The organism is Rhizobium sp. GR12 (assembly GCF_036596185.1).
Taxonomy (GTDB): domain Bacteria; phylum Pseudomonadota; class Alphaproteobacteria; order Rhizobiales; family Rhizobiaceae; genus Agrobacterium; species Agrobacterium nepotum.
The window spans coordinates 298,889-317,626 of sequence record NZ_JASXTH010000001.1; the positions used below are offsets into that span (position 1 = coordinate 298,889).

The following is an 18,738-nucleotide window of genomic DNA, read 5'->3' on the forward strand; positions in this document are numbered from 1 at the left end:
TCTAGCGTCAGTTGCCCTTCACGAGGCTTTCATCCGGCACCGCCGTATGGGATTCATAGGCCCTGACGATACGCGCCACCATCGGATGACGCACGACATCGACATCCTTGAAGCGCACGACGGACACGCCTTCCACATCGCCGAGGATTTGCAGGGCCTCGACAAGACCGGACTTCACGCCGCGCGGCAGATCCACCTGGCTCGGGTCGCCCGTCACGATCATGCGGCCCTTCTCGCCCAGGCGGGTCAGGAACATCTTCATCTGCATGGTCGTGGTGTTCTGGGCTTCGTCCAGAATGACGGCGGCGTTGGCAAGCGTGCGGCCGCGCATGAAGGCGAGCGGGGCGATTTCGATGACGCCCGCCTGAATGGCGCGCTCCACCTTGTCACCCGGCATCATGTCATAAAGCGCGTCGTAAAGCGGGCGCAGATAGGGATCGACCTTTTCCTTCATGTCGCCCGGCAGGAAGCCCAGCCGTTCGCCCGCTTCCACTGCGGGGCGCGACAGGATGATGCGATCGACCGCGCCGCGCTCCAGGAGTTGCGCCGCATGCGCGACGGCCAGATAGGTTTTGCCGGTACCGGCGGGGCCGACGCCGAAAACCAGCTCGGATTGCTCCAGCGCCCGCATATAGACATCCTGCGTCGGCGTGCGGGCAGCGACGGTCTTCTTGCGCGTGGAAATCTGCGCCATGGAGATCTTCGCCTTGCGCTCCATCGTCGGCAAGGTCAGCTGGTCGTCTGCCGCCATGGCCATGCGGATCGCGCCTTCCACGTCGGAAACCTCGGCGGTTCCGCCCTTGAGCAGGCGCTCATAAAGGAAGTCCAGCGCCCGGCGGGCCTGATTGGTGGCAACGACATCGCCGGTGATGGCAACGGAATTGCCGCGCGGGCGGGCATCGATGTTGAGGCGCTGTTCCAGCAGCTTCAGGTTCTGATCGAACTGACCGAATAGCTCTCCCGCTATCCTGTTATTCTCGAACGTGAGGACGAAGTGATTGGCGTCGGTCGCGGCTGAGCGTGGCTGGCGCGATGAAGGTGATACCAATTCGTGTGCGTTCAAGCGGTCAGGCTCCTGTCCCAATCAGTGTCGGCTCCTCACTCTAACTCTCTGCCACCTCGGCAAACAAGCTGTTTGGACCCGTTGCGGTGATTCGTACATTAACAATGTCACCGATTTTCAAAGTCTTTGCATCAAGATTCACAGATTGCAGCCAGGGAGAGCGACCTATCAACTGTTCAGGCATGCGGCCGGGCTTTTCCAGCAACACATCCATCGTCTTTCCGACCAGTGATTCCGCAAATTCCCTCTGCTGCCGCAGCAACAGAGCCTGCAATCTTTCCAGTCGCTCGGCCTTCACCTCTTCCGCAACCTGATCTGTCAGATCGGCGCCCGGGGTGCCGGGACGGGTGGAATATTTGAAGGAGAAGGCCTGCGCGTATTTCACCTGCTCGACAATCGCCATCGTATCTTCGAAATCGCGATCCGTCTCGCCCGGGAAGCCGACAATAAAGTCCCCCGACATGGCGATATCAGGGCGGACGGCCCGGATTTTCTCAATGAGCTGGATATACTCCTCGCCCGTATGGCGACGGTTCATCGCCTTCAGAATGCGATCCGACCCGGACTGAACCGGCAGATGCAGATAGGGCATCAGGATGCGCAGATCGCGATGCGCGCCGATCAGGCGCTCGTCCATATCGCGCGGATGGCTGGTGGTGTAGCGAAGCCGGGCAAGCCCCGGAATTTCCGCCAGCCGGTAAAGAAGCTCCGCAAGGCCCCATTTCTCGCCCTTGGCGCCTTCGCCCTGCCAGGCGTTGACGTTCTGGCCAAGCAGCGTGATCTCGCGCACGCCGGCATCCACCAGTTTCATCGCCTCATCGACGATCTGGCGTACCGGGCGGGAGACTTCCGAACCGCGCGTATAGGGCACGACACAGAAGGTACAGAACTTGTCGCAGCCTTCCTGCACCGTCAAAAACGCCGTGACGCCGCGCGCGCGCAGCGTCGCCTTTTCGGCGACGGGCAGATGCTCGAACTTGTCCTCGACGGCATATTCGGTCTCGATGACGCGTTCACCGCCGCGAACCCGCTTCAGGGCGTCCGGCAGGCGATGGTATGTCTGCGGGCCGATGACGACATCGACGGCGGGCGCACGGCGAAGGATTTCCTCGCCTTCCGCCTGCGCCACGCATCCGGCAACGCCGATCACGAATTCGCGCCCCTGCTCTTCCCGCGACTTTTTCATGTCGCGCAGACGGCCGAGCGCCGAATAGACCTTTTCAGCCGCCTTTTCACGGATATGACAGGTGTTCAGGAGCACCAGATCCGCCTCGCCCATATCCTCCGTCTGAACGTAACCGTCCTTCGCCAGAGCATCGCTCATGCGCACGGAATCGTAGACGTTCATCTGACAGCCATAGGTCTTGATAAAGACTTTACGGCTGTTTGCCCCATCGCGGGCGATCACTTCGGAGGCGTCGAGGCTAATGGTTTCCTGGGTCATGGCGGTTATCTAGTGTTTTTCACGCGCGGATTAAACAGAAAAATACCGGAAAAGCGACGATGCTGAAGCAACGAGAAAGAGCCGAACCGATTCGGTGGCTCCATATTTTTGTTTGTGCATCGGATTTTTGCGAAAACCGTGCACGCTTTTCGGTCCGATGCGTTATTTCCGCCAGCCGCCGCGCAGGCTGAATGCCAGCATAGAACGGATGGCGGCGGCGATATCCGTCGCCAGACGTTTGCGGTTGTCGGTGCTGTGGAACGGAACGCTGTCACCGAACGTCACATCGACGTCGATGGCGCCCGCCTTGATGATGCCGAGCAGATGCGGCACCAGGGTTATGCTGCCCGGCCAGGCCGCAATGACCCGGTGGTAACGGCCCATGGCCATACCCTGCACCCGCGTATAGGCAATCGCCACCGGCTGCACATAGACGAGCTTGCCCGGAACCTGTTCGGCCGCAGTGGAGGCGGCGCCGAACAGCGACGATTTGACGGCCAGCATGCGGTTGCCATCCGAGGTGGTGCCTTCGGGAAACAACACGACGATCTCGCCATCGGCCATGCGGGCGGCAATCTCGCCGACCTGCGCGCCGGTGCTGCGCTTCTGTTCGCGCTGAACGAAGATGCTTTTCTGCAGCCGGGCGAGCCAGCCGAAGACGGGCCAGTCGCGCACTTCCGTCTTGGCGATGAACACCACGTCCGCAATGCTGCCGAGAACGAGAATGTCCTTCCACGAGGCGTGATTGACCGCCAGCATCAGGGGGTTTGCCCGCTCCACCTTGCCGTGAACGTGCACGCGGATGCCGAGAACATAGCAGGCGATACGGTGCCATAGGCGCGGAATGCGGCGACGTAGCCGCCAGTCGAAGGCGAGGCCCAGCAGTTGCAGCGGCAGCAATATAAGCGTGACGATCAGAAGAACGACCGCAATATAGGCTGTCCGGAGCCACATCATGATTGAACCGTGCGCTTGTTCACCGGCGTCTCAGCGCTCGCCGGGCTTCAACGGCACGCCGTAAAGTTCCAGCCGGTGATCCACGAGCCTGAAGCCGTGCTCCCGGGCGATCTTTTCCTGAAGCGCCTCGATCTCGGGCGAATGAAACTCGATGACCACACCGTTTTTCAAATCTATCAGATGATCGTGATGTTCCTCGGGCACGGTCTCGTAACGCGAGCGACCATCACGAAAATCGTGACGCTCGATGATGCCGGCGTCTTCGAACAGCTTCACCGTTCTGTAAACCGTGGAAATGGAAATACGCGGATCCACGGCGGAGGAGCGGCGGTAAAGCTCCTCGACATCGGGATGGTCGGCCGATTCCTGCAGCACACGGGCGATGACACGGCGCTGGTCCGTCATCCGCATGCCGCGCTCGGCACAAAGTTCCTCCAGGGTTTTCGAAAGGTCTATCACGTCTTCTGGCCTTTTGAGTATTCCGGTTGAATTTCGGGGCTCTCGCCGAAAAATGCCTGTCGCAGGGAACTAGCGAAGATCGCGGCGCATGACAAGCGCCGTCGACTTCGCGCCATCCTTGGCGGTGTAATAGGCCTTGCGCTCCGCAACCGTTTTGAAGCCGAGCTTTTTATAAAGCCCGAGAGCGGAGGCATTGTTGCTGTCCACCTCGAGAAACATGGTTTCGGCGCCGCGCATCATCGCCTCGCGGACGGCCGATTGCATCAGACGCCAGCCAAGACCGGTGCGCGCAAACTTGTCGGCCACGGCAACGGTCAGGATTTCCGCTTCGCCGGCCACTTCCCGCGCTAGTACGAAACCACCGAGCGGCTTGCTGAAAAATGCGTTGGTCTGACGCGCGACGGCACCGAAAACAGAGCCTTGCGTCAAAAGTCCGGAAAACTCCCCGTCATTCCAGGCGCGCGGAAAGCGCAGCGCATGCAGTTCCGCCACTCCGGCGCAATCCTCGTGCTGCATCGGCACGATCTCGAAATAGGGTTTCCAGCTTAGATATTCGTCAAACATAACAAGGAATCATCCGCATGCATTCACGGGATGCCACCTATCAGGCAACGCCCTGGCGTGCCAGCGCAAAACCCGTCTGCGGCCGGGCATCGGGGCCGCGAAGGTAAAGCGGCGCAGGTTTCGGCATGCCTTTCGGCTTCTGTCCGCCTGCCCGCGCGACGGTGGCGATCGGGAAATGATCCGGCCCCGATCCCGCTTCCGATCCCGCAAAAAGAGGGGCGGCGGAGCCAATGACGGCGCCGTCGAAACCGGAGAGAGCTGTTTTGGCATCCTCCAGAGACAAAAGGGCGGCCTCGCCGAGCGGCGTTCCATCCGTCGAAAATGTCTGGAGATAGGTTTCGCCACGTTTGGCATCCAGCCCGACGGCAACGGGCTGACCGGGCTTATCCAGCAGATGATGCAAGGCGACCGTCTCAAGCGTGGTCACGCCCACTGCCTCTATGCCGAGCGACAGGGCAAAGCCCCGTGCTGCGGCAACGCCGACGCGAATGCCGGTGAAGGAACCCGGCCCGATGGTGACCGCAATGCGCTCGATCTTCTGGAGCGGCAGTTGCGCCTGCTGCAAGGCGCCGTCAATCACAGCCATCAGCCTTTCGGCATGACCTTTGCCGATCGTTTCGCATACTTCGCCCAGCACCGTGTCGGAGGCGCTGTCATAAACGCAGGCGGAACAGTCCACACCTGATGTGTCGAGTGAAAGAACAATCATGGCGTGGCCTGGCTTACAAATATCATACGGCTTCGACTTCGCGCACTTCCGGCACGAAATGGCGAAGCAGGTTCTGAACGCCGTGTTTCAGCGTGGCGGTGGAGGACGGGCAACCCGAGCAGGCGCCCTTCATGTTCAGGAACACCGTACCGTCGCGGAAACCGCGGAAAGTGATATCGCCGCCATCCTGCGCTACAGCGGGACGGACGCGGGTATCGAGCAATTCCTTGATGGTGGCGACGATGGTTTCGTCACCCTCTTCGAAGAATTCGCCTTCTTCATCCGACACTTCAGCCGCGATGGCTGTCCCCATGATGGGACGGCCGGACATGAAATGTTCCATGATCGAGCCGAGAATGGCGGGCTTCAGATGCTGCCATTCGGCGTCGTCCTTGGTGACGGTGATGAAATCAAAGCCGAAATAAACGCCGGTGACACCCGGAATGGTGAAGAGACGCTCCGCCAGCGGCGAGGCCTGCGCCTGCGCGGGGTTGAGGAACTCCACTGTCCCGCTTTCCAGCACCACCTTGCCGGGCAGGAACTTGAGGGTCGCGGGGTTCGGCGTGGCTTCCGTCTGAATGAACATCGTCTGTCTCCTTCGAGGTCGCCGTTCACGCCCCGTAATTTAGAATTCTTCCAAAAAATACGCCTGGCGAAGCCTTACTTCAAGCCCTGACATGATAATTACATTCAAGAAATCGTCAGCCTCTAATTCTTGTCCGAAGCCCGTGCCTGCTTTCAGGCTGGACAACGATCAGCAGAGCGCGTCGATTTCCTCATCCGTCAGCGTATCCGGCAGCACGGTAACGGGGATGGGGAAGGCCGCGCCCCGTCCGGAAATGGAGGAGACGAGCGGTCCCGGCCCTTCTTTCGTCGACCCCGCTGCCAGAACCAGAATGGCGATATCGCGGTCTTCCTCGATAAGCCCGTGGATCTGTTCGGTCGCGCCGCCTTCGCGGATCACCGCTTCCGGCTCAATGCCGATGGTCTCACGCACCTTCTGGGCGATTTTGGCGAGCGTGGCTTCCGCCTCCTCGCGCGCCTCAGCCCGCATGATCTGCTCGACGCCCAGCCATTGCTGGAAATCTCCTTCCGGGATCATGTAGAGCAACACCAATCCGCCATTGGAATTCTTGGCGCGACGACCGGCATAGTGCACGGCCCTTTCGCATTCCGGTGTGTCATCGATAACAGCGAGAAATTTGCGACGATGCCCTTCCAGACGCGACAGCCGTTTTGAAACCATTCCGCACTCCCTGTGTCCGCCGCGATCAGAGAAACCCGCCCGACGGTTCGGGCGGAGATTATATCAAATCGCGGCAGGCGCAAACCGCTGGCCGCGATCCGCCGGGCAACGTGTGGTCAGCGGAGGAAACCGATGATGTCACGCACCTCGTTCATCGTCTTTTCGGCGATTGCACGCGCCCGCTCGCCACCCTGCTTCAGGATGGCGTCGATGTGGGTCGGATCGTCGAGAAGACGGCGCATCTCGTTATTGACGGGCGCGAGCACGTTGACGGCAAGCTCCACGAGAGCCGGTTTGAAGGCCGAGAACTGCTGGCCGCCGAATTCGGAAAGAACATCCGCCTTCGTCTTGTCCGACAGCGCCGCATAGATACCCACGAGGTTTTCGGCTTCCGGGCGGCCCTTCAGGCCTTCCACTTCGCTCGGCAGCGCGTCCGGGTCCGTCTTCGCCTTCTTGATCTTTCTCGAAATGGCGTCGACATCGTCCATGAGGTTGATGCGCGAAAGATCGGACGGATCGGACTTCGACATCTTCTTGGTGCCGTCCTTCAACGACATCACGCGCGGGGCCGGACCGCCGATCAGCGGCTCTACCATCGGAAAATAGGCATGCACCGGCTCGTTGCCCACCGTGATATCAAGCCCAAGACCAGCGTCGCGGATATGGTCGCCGAAATCGATATTGAATTTCTGGGCGATGTCGCGGGCCAGTTCCAGATGCTGCTTCTGGTCGTCACCAACAGGAACATGGGTGGCGCGGTAGACCAGAATATCAGCCGCCATCAGGCTCGGATAGGCGAGCAGACCAAGCGATACCTGCTCGGCATTCTTGCCGGACTTGTCCTTGAACTGCGTCATGCGTTCCATCCAGCCGATGCGCGCCACGCAATTGAAGACCCATGCGAGTTCGGCATGCTGCGGCACGGCCGACTGGTTGAAGACGATATGCTTCACCGGGTCGATGCCCGCGGCGATGAAGGCGGCCGCGATCGAGCGGGTCTGCGCCTTCAGGTCCGAATGAACGAGCTGGGCGGTGATGGCGTGCATGTCGACCACGCAATAGATGCAGTCGTTATCTTCCTGCAAAGCCACGAATTTGCGGATGGCGCCAAGATAATTGCCGAGATGCAGATTGCCGGTCGGCTGGACGCCCGAGAAAACCAGCGGCTTGAATGCGTTCATTGTCGTCCTCGAAAAGGCTTGTGGAGGGCCCCGCCCCGTGGTTGAATTTGCACGCGCGCTTATGCACCCGCAGCCCCTCGCAATCAAGCGGTTTCAGGGTGCATCAGCCGCGTGGTTGAAGAAGATCCCAGCGATTTCCGTAGGGGTCGGAAAAGACCGCGACGGAACCGTAAACCTCGTGGCGAGGTTCCTCCAGAAAACGCACGCCGCGCGCGAGCATCGTCTCATAGTCGCGGGCAAAATCTTCGGTGTGGAGGAAAAAACCGACACGTCCGCCGGCCTGATTGCCGATGGCAAGGCGCTGCGCCTCACCATCCGCCTCGGCAAGCAGCAAGCCGCAGCCGTCGGCTCCTTGCGGCTTCACCACCAGCCAGCGCTTACCCTCGTCAAGAGGCTGGTCGGAAAGACAATCGAATCCCAGAACGTCGCAATAAAATGCCTTTGCGCGGTCGTAATCATCGACCACGAGGGTTACGAGGGCGATGCGGCGGTTCCCGGCAAAGGACATCAGCCTGTCTCCGTCTCGACGTTCTTCTTGCCGCGCTTCCGGACGGCTCTCTTGACCATGCCGAGATCGGCGCCACCCGAAACAAAGGCCAGCACGAAATAAACCAGCATGGCCGCGAACACGAGGCCCATAATGGTTCCGGCCCGAACGAAAATGGAGGAGGCGGAGGACAGCTCGAAGCTCAGATAGGTCAGCGCATAGTGAACGAAGCCCGCCATGAGGGCAGCGGCCAGCAGCAGGCGCGGAATGCGGGTAAGGAGCGGAATATCCACATGCCAGTGGCCGCGCCACAACAGCATGGCGAACAGTAGGGCGGCATTCACCCAGCCAGCCGTGATCTCGGCGATGGCGATGCCCGGACCGCCGAGACGCGGAAACAGCGTCAGTGCCAGAGAGACGTTCACCGCCACGGAAATCGCAGCGAAGATCATCGGCGTGCGGGTGTCCTCGCGGGCGAAGAAGCCGGGGATGAATGCCTTTATCAGCACAAAAGCTGGCAGCCCCAGCCCGTAGATACCGAGAATTTCAGCGACAGTGACGGTAGCCGAAGGTGCGAAATTACCGCGCTCGTAAAGAAAGCGCACAATGGGCTCCGCCATGACGAGAAGTGCAGCTGCGGCCGGCAATGTCAGGAACAGCACGAATTCGACCGAGCGGTTCTGCAGACTTCCCGCCTCGACCATGTGTCCGCCGCGCAAAGCCCGCGCCAGTTCCGGCAAAAGCACGGTGGCGACGGCGATGCCGACGACACCGAGCGGCAGCTGGTAAATCCGGTCCGCATAGGCAAGCGACGAGATCACGCCCTCACCGGCGGAAGCGATATTGGTGTTGATCAGCAGATTGATCTGGGTGATGCCGCCGGTGATCGCCGCCGGCAAAGCAAGGACCAGAAGCCGCTGGACGTTCTTCGTCAACCGGGGCCTGCGGAAACCGATCCGCATGCCGGCATTGCGCACGGCGATCCAGACGATGGCAAGCTGCACCAGACCTGCTGCCATCACCCCCCAGGACAAGGCATACCCTACCTGAAGCGGGTCGTAATTCTTCCACCACGCCCAAGCGAGCACGCCGATAAGAATGATGTTGAGGAAAACCGGCGCGATCGCGGCTGCGAAATAACGGTGCAGCGAGTTCAGCATGCCGCCCATCATTGCAGCCAGCGACATGCAGGCGAGATAGGGAAACATGATGGTGGCGAGATGGACGGTGTTGTCGAACTTCACCGGGTCTTCCAGAAAGCCCGGCGCAATCACGGTTCGCACGATGAACGGCATCGACAGTTCCATCAGGATCGTCAAAGCCAGAAGCACGGTGAACAGAACGCCGAAAACTTCTTCGGAAAAGCGCCTTGCGCCCTCCATGCCGTTCGCCTCGATTTCCTTGGCGAAAAGCGGCACGAAGGCCGAATTGAACGCGCCTTCGGCAAAGAGACGCCGGAAGGTGTTCGGAAAACGGAAAGCGGCGTTGAAGGCATCGGCCACAGGACCGGTGCCGACGGCGGCAGCCATCAGCGTTTCACGCAGAAAACCGAAAATACGGCTGCCGAGCGTGGCAGTGCCGACTGTGGCGAACTTGCCGATCAGGCTCATGAGTTCACGCCTTTGCCGTGCGCGCGGCCGGCAGCGCCGCCACGTCTGGATGGGCGATGATGCCGTTCGGCATGCGGTCACGCAATTCGTCTTCCTGCTCGCTCATCACCGCCTTCAGGCGCGTGGCGATGCTGGCCTGCCGGTTGTCGTTCGTCACCTTCTGTCCGAACAGGTCCGTGACATAAAAAGTGTCGATGACCTTTTCGCCGAAAGTCGTGATGCGGGCGGAGTGAATGTCCAGCGAAAGATCGGCGATAACAGCCGTCATATCCGCCAGAAGACCCGGCCGGTCGAGACACTCGACCTCGATGACGGTGAACTTGTTCGACAGCCCGTTGGATATGATGACGGAGGGCGGAATGGTGAAGGCGCTTTTCTTCCTGCGGCTCTTGGTGCGGGTGGCGATCATTTCCGGCAGGCGCTGCCGGCCGGACAGAACCTCCTCGATGAGCTTGCCGACATTGTTGCCGCGCCGTGTCTCATCCTCGTCGATCGGAAATTCGCGGTTGATGAGGATCGTATCCAGCGCCCGCCCATCGGACGTCGTGAAGATTTGCGCATCCGCGATATTGGCGCCGGCCGCAGCGCAGGCGCCGGTGATGATCGACAGCAGGCGCGGATGGTCGGGCGCCAGCACCGTAATTTCCGTGATGGCGTGGAAGGAGTGGGTGCGCACCATGGTCGACAGCGCTTTTTCCTGCTTGTCGGCCTCGCGGATGAAGCGGGTGTGGCGCACTTGATCTTCGAGCGCTACCGTCAGGAGATAGGGCTCGTAGTGCAGCTTGGTGTATTTGCGCCGTGCCTTCTGGCCCCAGTCGTCAAGGGCGTCGTACAGCGCCTGGCGGGCGATATGTGCCCGTTCCTTGCGGGAGACTTCCGAAAAACCACCTGACAGAAGCAGCTCGGTCTCGTAATAGAGCGAGCGCAGCAATTGCCCCTTCCAGCCGTTCCAGACGCCCGGACCGACAGCGCGGATATCGCAGACGGTCAGGATGAGCAGCATCTTCAGCCGCTCCAGGGATTGTACCTTATCGGCAAAATCGGTGATGGTCTTGCGATCGTGCAGGTCGCGCGTCTGGGCAACCATGGACATCAGCAGATGCTGCTCGATCAGCCAGACGACCATTTCCGTCTGCTTGCCGGTCAGCCGGAAACGCTGACAAAGCTTGCGGGCCACGCGTGCGCCGGCAATCGAGTGATCCTCCTGCCTGCCTTTGGCGACATCGTGCAGCAGAACGGCGACATAAAGCGCCTCACGCTCCTCGACACCTGGCATCAGCTGGTTGGCGAGCGGATGGGCATCCACAGCGGTTCCCTTGTCCACCTCCGAGAGCACGCCGACCGAACGGATCAGATGTTCGTCCACCGTATAGTGATGATACATGTTGAACTGCATCATCGCGACGATCTTGCCGAATTCGGGAATGAACTTGCCGAGCACGCCTGCCTCGTTCATTCGTCTCAGCGTTAGGGCCGGATCGCGCCGCGAGGTGAGGATCGACAGAAACAGCCGGTTCGCCTCATCATTCTCGCGAAGCCCCTCATCGATAAGCGACAGCGACCGGGTGACGACGCGCAGCGCGTCCGGGTGCAGTTCGAGATTGTTGATATCGGCGATGTGAAACAGCCGGATCAGATTGACCGGATCGTTCTTGAACACATCAGGCTTCGCAAGCGCGATACGCCCACGATCCTCTACGAATTCCACAGAACCAGGAATCTTGCGGACGCGGTGGGCAAAACGGCTGAGAACACCCGACAGGCCCGGCACATCCTTCGCCTGCCGATCTTCCAGTGCGGCGCAGACGATGCGGGTGAGATCGCCAACATCCTTCGCCACGAGGAAATAATGCTTCATGAAACGTTCAACAGCGGAAAGTCCCGGACGCGGCTGGTAACCCAGCGCATCGGCGATCTCACGCTGAATGTCGAAGGAAAGGCGCTCCTCCGCCTTGTTGGTGATGAAATGCATCTGGCAACGGACGGCCCACAGAAAATCATCGGCCTTCTCGAACAGCCTGAGTTCGCGCTTCGACAGGACACCCAGCTTGACGAGATCGGCGGTATCGCGGACGTGGTAGTAATATTTGGCGATCCAGAACAGCGTGTGCAGATCGCGCAGGCCGCCCTTGCCTTCCTTGACGTTCGGCTCCACCAGATAACGCGTATCGCCCGCCTTGCGGTGGCGCTGGTCGCGCTCGGCGAGCTTTGCGGCGATGAATTCCGGGCCGGTGCCGGTGACGACTTCAGACTCGAAACGCTTTTCGAGATCGTCGGTCAGGGATTTTTTGCCGCAAATCGCCCGCACTTCCAGAATGGCGGTGCGGATGGTCATGTCGGATTTGGAGAGGCGGACGCACTCATCCACCGTGCGCGTGGCATGGCCGACCTTGAAGCCGAGGTCCCAGAGGAGATAAAGCACGAACTCCACGGCCTTGTGCATATCCGGCGTGTTCTTGGCAGGCAGCAGGAACAGAAGGTCGATATCCGATCCCGGCGCCAGCGTGCCGCGACCGTAACCGCCCACGGCCGCCACGGCGATCTGCGGCGCGTCTTTCGGATAGACATACTGGCAGGCAAGATCATAGAGGATTTCGATCAGCCGATCCTGCAGCCAGGAAATGCGTCTGGCGCAATCGATACCGCTGCCATCGGATTTCAGCAGTTCCCGGGCCTTTTCCCGGCCTTCCGTGCTGGCCTTGCGAAAGATCGGCAGCAAATCGGAACGGGTGTCGGCGATGCGCTTGCCGTCTTCCTTAAAGATGATGTCGCATTCGCGCTTGAGCGCCGACACATCGAGAATTGCCGAAAAATCCAGGTCCTTGATGGCCATCTATGCCGGTATCCATGTCCTGTGGGAAATCCCACCGCTTGCGATGGGAGTGTCCTATAACGAGTTTTAAAGGCGATGGACAGGCAGTCTATCCCCTCAAGCCCTGCCAAGTTCTTTCTTTAGCGCATAGAGCGCGTCCAATGCCTCACGCGGCGTCATTTCATCGGGGTTGAACACCTTCAGAGCTTCCTCCACCTTCGATGGTCCGGCCTTGCGGCCCTCCTCGCGGCGAACCGCGATCTGGAACAGCGGCAGATCGTCAATCAGCTGGCTGGCCGGGTTCTTGCGGTCGGCATCTTCGAGCTTCGTCAGCACCTCGCGTGCGCGCTCCACCACCGACGCCGGAAGTCCCGCAAGCCGCGCCACCTGGATACCGTAGGAGCGGTCCGCAGCACCCGGCCCGACCTCGTGCAGGAAGATGACGTCGCCTTCCCACTCCTTCACCCGCATCGTGGCATTGGAGAGGCGGCCGAGTTTTTCCGACAGCACCGTCAGTTCGTGGAAATGGGTGGCGAAGAGACCACGGCAACGATTGACCTCGTGCAGATGCTCGACCGCCGCCCAGGCGATCGAAAGGCCGTCGAAGGTTGCGGTACCGCGACCGATCTCATCCAGAATAACCAGCGAGCGATCCGTCGCCTGATTGAGGATGGCCGCAGTTTCCACCATCTCCACCATGAAGGTCGAGCGGCCGCGCGCCAGATCGTCAGACGCGCCGACGCGGGAAAACAGCCGGTCAACGATGCCGATATGTGCCGCCTCTGCCGGAACGAAGGAGCCGATCTGCGCGAGGATGGCGATCAGCGCATTCTGGCGCAGGAAGGTCGATTTACCGCCCATGTTCGGGCCTGTCAGCAGCCAGATCGCCCCGTTTTTGCCGCCGTCAGCAGCCGAGAGATCGCAATTATTGGCGATGAACGGCCCAGCCGACTGACGCCGCAGGGCCTGCTCCACCACCGGATGACGCCCGCCTTTGATCGCGAACGCCATGGAGGCATCGACGATCGGGCGGCAATAGGCCTGTTCCGTCGCCAGATAAGCAAGGCTCGAGGCAACATCGATGACGGCAAGTGCCGCCGCGCCGGCCTTGATCGCCTCCGCCTGCTGCACCACGGCCTCGACCATACGTTGGAAGGCCTCCAGCTCCATGGTCAATGCCTGCGCTGCGGCATTGGCGATGCGGCTTTCGAGATCGGCAAGCTCGGTGGTGGTGAAGCGCATGGCACCCGCCATGGTCTGGCGGTGGATGAAGCGCGCCTTGGCCTCATCCGTCGCCATCATCACATCGGCATTGCCGGCCGTAACCTCGATGAAATAACCAAGTACGTTGTTGTGCTTGATCTTCAGCGACTTGATGCCGGTCTCATCGGCATATTTCAGTTGCAGCCCGGCGATCACGCGGCGCGACTGGTCACGCAGCGCCCGTACCTCGTCAAGCTCGGCATTGGCGCCTTCACGCAGGAAACCGCCGTCGCGCTTCAAAAGCGGCAGATCGTCGGCGAGCATCGAGCCGAGCATTGCCTCCAGCCCGCCCGGCAAGGCTTTCAAATACTTGAGAGCCGTCGCCAGCTCGTCCGGCAGCAATCCTTGATCGAGAATGCTCGCAATTTTTTCGGCTGAAACCAGCCCCTGCCGGATAGCGCCGAGATCACGCGGCCCGCCGCGCTCCAGCGCAAGGCGGGAAAGCGCGCGCGGCATGTCCGCGACATGTTTCAGGGCGTCCCGCAGGCCATCGCAAAGGGAGACATCGTCGATGAGGTAAGCGACGGCATCGAGACGGGCGTTTATCTTTTCCGGATCGGTCAGAGGCGACATCAGCCGCTCGGCCAGCAGTCGCGCACCGCCGCCTGTTACCGTGCGGTTCAGGGCATGCAGCAGCGACCCGTCTCTTTCACCGGAAAGCGTCTTCACCAGTTCAAGATTGGCGCGGGTGGCAGGGTCGATGAAAAGGGTGGAGGCGGCACTTTCACGCTCCGGCGGGCCCAAAGGCGGACGCTCGGCGATCTGGGTCTTTTCGACATAGGCTACGGCAGCAGCGGCTGCGGCCATTTCCACACGCGAGAATGTGCCGAAGCCGTCCAGCGTCGAGACATTGAAATAACGGGCGATACGCCCTTCTGCGACCGCGCTATCGAAGAGGATGGCAGGCTGCGGCACCGCTACACGGCCGAGGACATCGAATACCGGCCTCAGTTCCTCATCATGGAACAGACTGTCCGCAACGATCAGCTCACGCGGATCGATACGCCAGATATCGGCTAGTAGTCGTGTCAGCGTGGTTTCCGCCAGACGGAAGACGCCCGTGGAAATGTCGATCCAGGCCAGCGCGAACTGCGCCTCCGCACTGCCACGAATACGGGCGAGCGCCATCAGATAGTTGGATTCCGTTGGCGACAGCAGTTTTTCTTCGGTCAGCGTGCCTGGTGTGACGAGCCGCACCACATCGCGCTTGACCACGGATTTCGATCCGCGCTTCTTCGCCTCGGCCGGGTCTTCCACCTGCTCGCAGACGGCGACGCGATAACCGCGCAGGATGAGCTTCTGGAGATAATCGTCAGCGGCGTGAACGGGAACGCCGCACATAGGAATATCGTGTCCCATATGCTGGCCGCGTTTCGTCAGCGTGATGCCGAGTGAGCGGGAGGCTTCGACCGCATCGTCAAAGAACAATTCGTAAAAATCGCCCATGCGATAGAACAGCAGCGAACCGGGATTGTTCGCCTTGATCTCGATATATTGCTCCATCATCGGAGTGGCCGAAGCGCGGCTTTCCTCCGTAATCAGGGCAGCGGTTGTCAGAACGTCCGTCAATGGCTTGCCGATGTCATATCGTGTTGCGGAAAAGGAGCGCCGACACTAGCGGCAATCTCCGCCCCAACACAACACGCGCGGGACCGCTGCCCACAGGAACATCCCGCCTGGCCCGCACCAACACCCGGTCAGCCGTTGATACGCTCGGTCTCGCCGCCATAATAGCTGATGTAACGGCCGGCGATGGACGATACCGGCAGGACCACAAGCACGTCGGTGGTATTGAAGGCATGATCCACGACCGCGCCGGAGCCGAACATCGCCCCCAGGCGCATATATCCCTTGATCAGCGGCGGCATGGTGTTCAGCGCCTTGCGGGCGTTCAACGCCTCCGCCGGCACGAGGTCCATCTCATGGTAAAGCTCGGGAAGGGCTGAAGCCGCCCACTCGCCCTTTGCAACGCAATTGTGATGCAGGAAGGACAGAGCAAGCGCGTGCGCTTCCGGCTGCACGCCGGGGAAGGAGGCGCAACCGATCATGGCATCCATGCGGTGTTTCACGGCATAGGCCCAGTTGCCCTGCCACAAAAGCTCGACCGTGCGCTTGGTGCGATATTCCGGCAGCACGCAGGAACGTCCAAGCTCCATGAAGCGCTTGCCCGGATGGCGTGCCACCAGCGCGGCGATATCGAACTCGCTTGCGGAGTAAAAACCATTATTGGCAAGCGCCGTTTCCTGCCGCAGCAGACGATACGTGCCGACGATCTGGTCCTCGCTATCACCTTCGATAGCCTTGTCGAGCACGAGCAGATGGTCGCAGACGCTATCCCATGCATCGATATCGCGCTTGCGTCGCATCGCGTCTGCGGGAAGGCGCGCCTTCATTTCCTCGACGAAAACCCGGTAACGCACGGACTGCGCGGCATCGATCTCACGCTCGTTTCTCGCGAGCCGTGTCTCCAGCGTGCCGATACGGCCGAAAAGACCCTCATTGTCCTGAGCGGTCTCGGGACGAGGATGAATGACAACTTTGTTTTCACAAATGTCGTGATTGAGGATTTCGGCAACCATGGGGAATCGCTCCGCCACCAAAAGATTTTTCCTGTCATAAATCACTAATTGACGACAGAATAGTGACAAAATGCCGCCGGCGCGAGTCTGTCAAGTTATGATGGCAACAGGCGTTTCGCCTCCAGCAGGCGGCGGATTTCCTCCACCAGCCGCCTCGGGTCGGCCGGCTTGGTCAAAACCGCCCCCGCACCGGCCTTCAGCAGGGTTTCGGCGGTCTCAGCGCTCGCATCGCCACTGAGCACGATGACGGGAATATTTCTTTCCCCCTTCAACGTGGCAAGAATGTGCGGCAACACTTCAAACCCCTCACCGCCCGGCATATTGAGGTCGGAGATGATGAGCTGCGGCAGATGGGACACGTCCGCCGCCACCGACTGCCGCAAGGCCTGAAAATCATCGACGGAGCGGACGCTGTAGCCGCTTTTTTCCAGAACGGCCCGGATGATGCGCGCGTTGACGGCGTCGTCCTCGGCCACGAGGATATCGATGCCGCTCGCCCCTTCGCTCAGCCGTGACGAAAACCCCACATCCGGGTGGTTGTCGTTGATGGCGTCACGCCGTTCTATTCCGCGCAGGCGGCCGCACAGCACATCAATCAGGGATTTTTCGCGCAGCGGCCGGATCAGCCAGGCGTCGAAGGAGGCATGCGTGGTCGAAGCTCGCTCTTCGGGACTGACCAGCAGCGTGCGGCGGACATTCTGTTGTGGCCAATCCCTCAGGGCATCCCTGAACAGAGACGAAATGCGGCGATCGACGATGATATCGGTGAGATCGGCAGTCCTGTCTTTCAATCTTTCCAGATCCTCCGGCTGGTGGATGAGAATGCATTGACCGCCGAAAGCTTCGATCGCCTCCATCGTCACCGCCGCCGCCACGCCCTTCGGCGCAATCAGCAGGACATTCGTATGTTGCAGACAATGGTTCCGACCGGGATCCGGCATGCCGACCGGAGCGCTGCCCGGACGAAACACCAGCTTGAAGGTGCTGCCCTCACCCTTACGGCTGAAGACCGTGAGGCTGCCGCCGAATTCCCGCACGATGCGGGCGGAAATCGCAAGCCCAAGCCCTGTCCCTGCACTTCGCTGCGACATCGGGCCAGCCTGTTCGAATTCGCCAAAGATGCGGGCCTGTTCCGCCTTACTCATGCCGGGGCCTGTATCCTCGACAGCGATGTGCAATTCGCCTTCGACCATGCGCGCCCTTATGACGACCCCACCTTCCCGGGTGAATTTGACGGCGTTGCCGAGGAGGTTGAACAGGACCTGACGCAGCCTTGCCGGATCGAAATCCAGATAATCGGGCACGTCAGGCGTGACGAAGGAGGTGATTTCTATGCCCTTTTCATGGGCGCGATGCGCCAGCATCTCCACGATGCTCTCGATCAGCCGGCGCAGGTTTTCCGCACGCGGGTTGAGTTTGAAGCGGCCCGCCTCCATGGTCGAATAATCCAGCAGGTCCTCCACCAGCTGCACCAGCGACTGGCCGGACTGCTTCATGCCGTCGAGATAATTGCGCTGTTCTTCGTTGAGCTTCGTCTGCGACAGAAGATGGTTCATGCCGAGCATGCCGGAAAGCGGCAGGCGAATTTCGTGGCTTACCGTCGCAAGCAGCCGCGCCTTTTCGGCATCGGCCTTTTCGGCGCGCAAGCGGGCGTCTTCCCGCTCGCCAAGTGCCAGCCGCTCCTCGGTCACATCCCTGGCGATGCTGCTAATGAGAAGACGGCTGCTTGCCAGATCGCGGGTGACGACATCATGCCAGGAGAAAATGCGTTGACCGAAAGGGGTCGCTATTTCCACGTCATAGGCGTGAACCTTGTCGCCCGGACGGAAAGCGATGCCGATTTCCTCGCAACTCAACCCTTCGGGCGCCCAACAACCCGTCACTTCACGAAAAACCGTGTTCGCCTCGACGATGCGCCGGTCCATATTACGGATCACGACGATATCGCCCATGGCTTCCTGCATTTCGGCGATCAGCGAACGGTTTTGCGTTTGCCGCAGCCGGACGTCCGAATAATCGGCTGGCAGTTCGTCAGCATGAGGTAAAGATTTGCCGAACAGCGCGTAGAACAGGAGACCGGCAAGCACGGCAGCAAAGAAGGATGCCAGCGCGACGGTGACCGCATAGGGCACCGCAAGCGCGATCAAGGCCGCAGAGAAGGCACCCACCGACAACGAAACGGCGACATAGAGCGCGATCGACCTGGCAGTAATCTCGTGGCCCGCAACAGCCTGGTGAGGTGCGGGGTCACGATCCGCCGACTGCGCCGGTGTGGCGGCCAGGCCGAGGCCATCTGAAACTTTTTCCCGAAGTCTTGCCAGTTCGCTCATGCACAACCGCTACCACGGCAGCGGTTTTGATATG

Annotated in this window: 15 protein-coding genes; all 15 read right to left on the bottom strand. The window is 60.5% G+C overall.

Annotated elements, in window-relative coordinates:
- Nucleotides 1-7 precede the first annotated feature (7 nt).
- The 15 genes from QSK43_RS01425 to QSK43_RS01495 all read right to left on the bottom strand — a co-directional run bounded on the left by QSK43_RS01425 (nucleotide 8) and on the right by QSK43_RS01495 (nucleotide 18,704).
- Complete coding sequence (locus QSK43_RS01425) at nucleotides 8-1,063, bottom strand: PhoH family protein (RefSeq protein WP_045022127.1); 1,056 nt, start codon at nucleotides 1,061-1,063, stop codon at nucleotides 8-10.
- 40 nt (nucleotides 1,064-1,103) lie between these two features.
- Nucleotides 1,104-2,507, bottom strand: a complete 1,404-nt coding sequence (gene miaB / locus QSK43_RS01430; RefSeq protein ID WP_332302032.1) for a tRNA (N6-isopentenyl adenosine(37)-C2)-methylthiotransferase MiaB — start codon at nucleotides 2,505-2,507, stop codon at nucleotides 1,104-1,106.
- A 162-nt stretch (nucleotides 2,508-2,669) separates the two neighbouring features.
- Nucleotides 2,670-3,464, bottom strand: coding sequence for a lysophospholipid acyltransferase family protein (locus QSK43_RS01435; protein WP_332302033.1), 795 nt, complete (start codon nucleotides 3,462-3,464; stop codon nucleotides 2,670-2,672).
- A 30-nt stretch (nucleotides 3,465-3,494) separates the two neighbouring features.
- On the bottom strand, nucleotides 3,495-3,923 hold the full coding sequence (locus QSK43_RS01440) for a Fur family transcriptional regulator (RefSeq protein ID WP_045022118.1): 429 nt from the start codon (nucleotides 3,921-3,923) through the stop codon (nucleotides 3,495-3,497).
- A gap of 69 nt (nucleotides 3,924-3,992) precedes the next feature.
- Nucleotides 3,993-4,487, bottom strand: coding sequence for an N-acetyltransferase (locus tag QSK43_RS01445; RefSeq protein WP_332302034.1), 495 nt, complete (start codon nucleotides 4,485-4,487; stop codon nucleotides 3,993-3,995).
- A gap of 40 nt (nucleotides 4,488-4,527) precedes the next feature.
- The gene (gene tsaB / locus QSK43_RS01450) at nucleotides 4,528-5,196 is read right to left on the bottom strand and encodes a tRNA (adenosine(37)-N6)-threonylcarbamoyltransferase complex dimerization subunit type 1 TsaB (RefSeq protein ID WP_332302035.1); all 669 of its coding nucleotides are present in this window, start codon (nucleotides 5,194-5,196) and stop codon (nucleotides 4,528-4,530) included.
- Nucleotides 5,197-5,218: 22 nt separating this feature from the next.
- The gene (locus tag QSK43_RS01455; protein ID WP_332302036.1) at nucleotides 5,219-5,782 is read right to left on the bottom strand and encodes a NifU family protein; all 564 of its coding nucleotides are present in this window, start codon (nucleotides 5,780-5,782) and stop codon (nucleotides 5,219-5,221) included.
- Nucleotides 5,783-5,950: 168 nt separating this feature from the next.
- On the bottom strand, nucleotides 5,951-6,442 hold the full coding sequence (locus QSK43_RS01460) for a universal stress protein (protein ID WP_003514782.1): 492 nt from the start codon (nucleotides 6,440-6,442) through the stop codon (nucleotides 5,951-5,953).
- A 116-nt stretch (nucleotides 6,443-6,558) separates the two neighbouring features.
- Complete coding sequence (gene trpS, locus QSK43_RS01465) at nucleotides 6,559-7,623, bottom strand: tryptophan--tRNA ligase (RefSeq protein WP_332302037.1); 1,065 nt, start codon at nucleotides 7,621-7,623, stop codon at nucleotides 6,559-6,561.
- A 103-nt stretch (nucleotides 7,624-7,726) separates the two neighbouring features.
- Nucleotides 7,727-8,131, bottom strand: a complete 405-nt coding sequence (locus QSK43_RS01470; RefSeq protein WP_332302038.1) for a VOC family protein — start codon at nucleotides 8,129-8,131, stop codon at nucleotides 7,727-7,729.
- Nucleotides 8,131-9,720 (bottom strand): murein biosynthesis integral membrane protein MurJ, encoded by a 1,590-nt coding sequence (murJ, locus tag QSK43_RS01475; protein ID WP_332302039.1) that lies wholly within the window; start codon nucleotides 9,718-9,720, stop codon nucleotides 8,131-8,133. The genes QSK43_RS01470 and murJ overlap by 1 nt, the downstream gene beginning before the upstream one ends.
- Nucleotides 9,721-9,724: 4 nt before the next feature.
- Nucleotides 9,725-12,553, bottom strand: coding sequence for a [protein-PII] uridylyltransferase (locus tag QSK43_RS01480; RefSeq protein WP_332302040.1), 2,829 nt, complete (start codon nucleotides 12,551-12,553; stop codon nucleotides 9,725-9,727).
- Nucleotides 12,554-12,649: 96 nt separating this feature from the next.
- A complete protein-coding gene (mutS, locus tag QSK43_RS01485; RefSeq protein ID WP_442967770.1) occupies nucleotides 12,650-15,301 on the bottom strand; it encodes a DNA mismatch repair protein MutS in 2,652 nt (883 codons plus the stop codon).
- 191 nt (nucleotides 15,302-15,492) lie between these two features.
- Entirely contained in the window at nucleotides 15,493-16,374 is an 882-nt protein-coding gene (locus tag QSK43_RS01490; RefSeq protein WP_045022103.1) for a GNAT family N-acetyltransferase, read from the bottom strand.
- Between the two features lie 95 nt (nucleotides 16,375-16,469).
- Nucleotides 16,470-18,704, bottom strand: coding sequence for a hybrid sensor histidine kinase/response regulator (locus QSK43_RS01495; protein WP_332302042.1), 2,235 nt, complete (start codon nucleotides 18,702-18,704; stop codon nucleotides 16,470-16,472).
- Nucleotides 18,705-18,738: the final 34 nt, after the last annotated feature.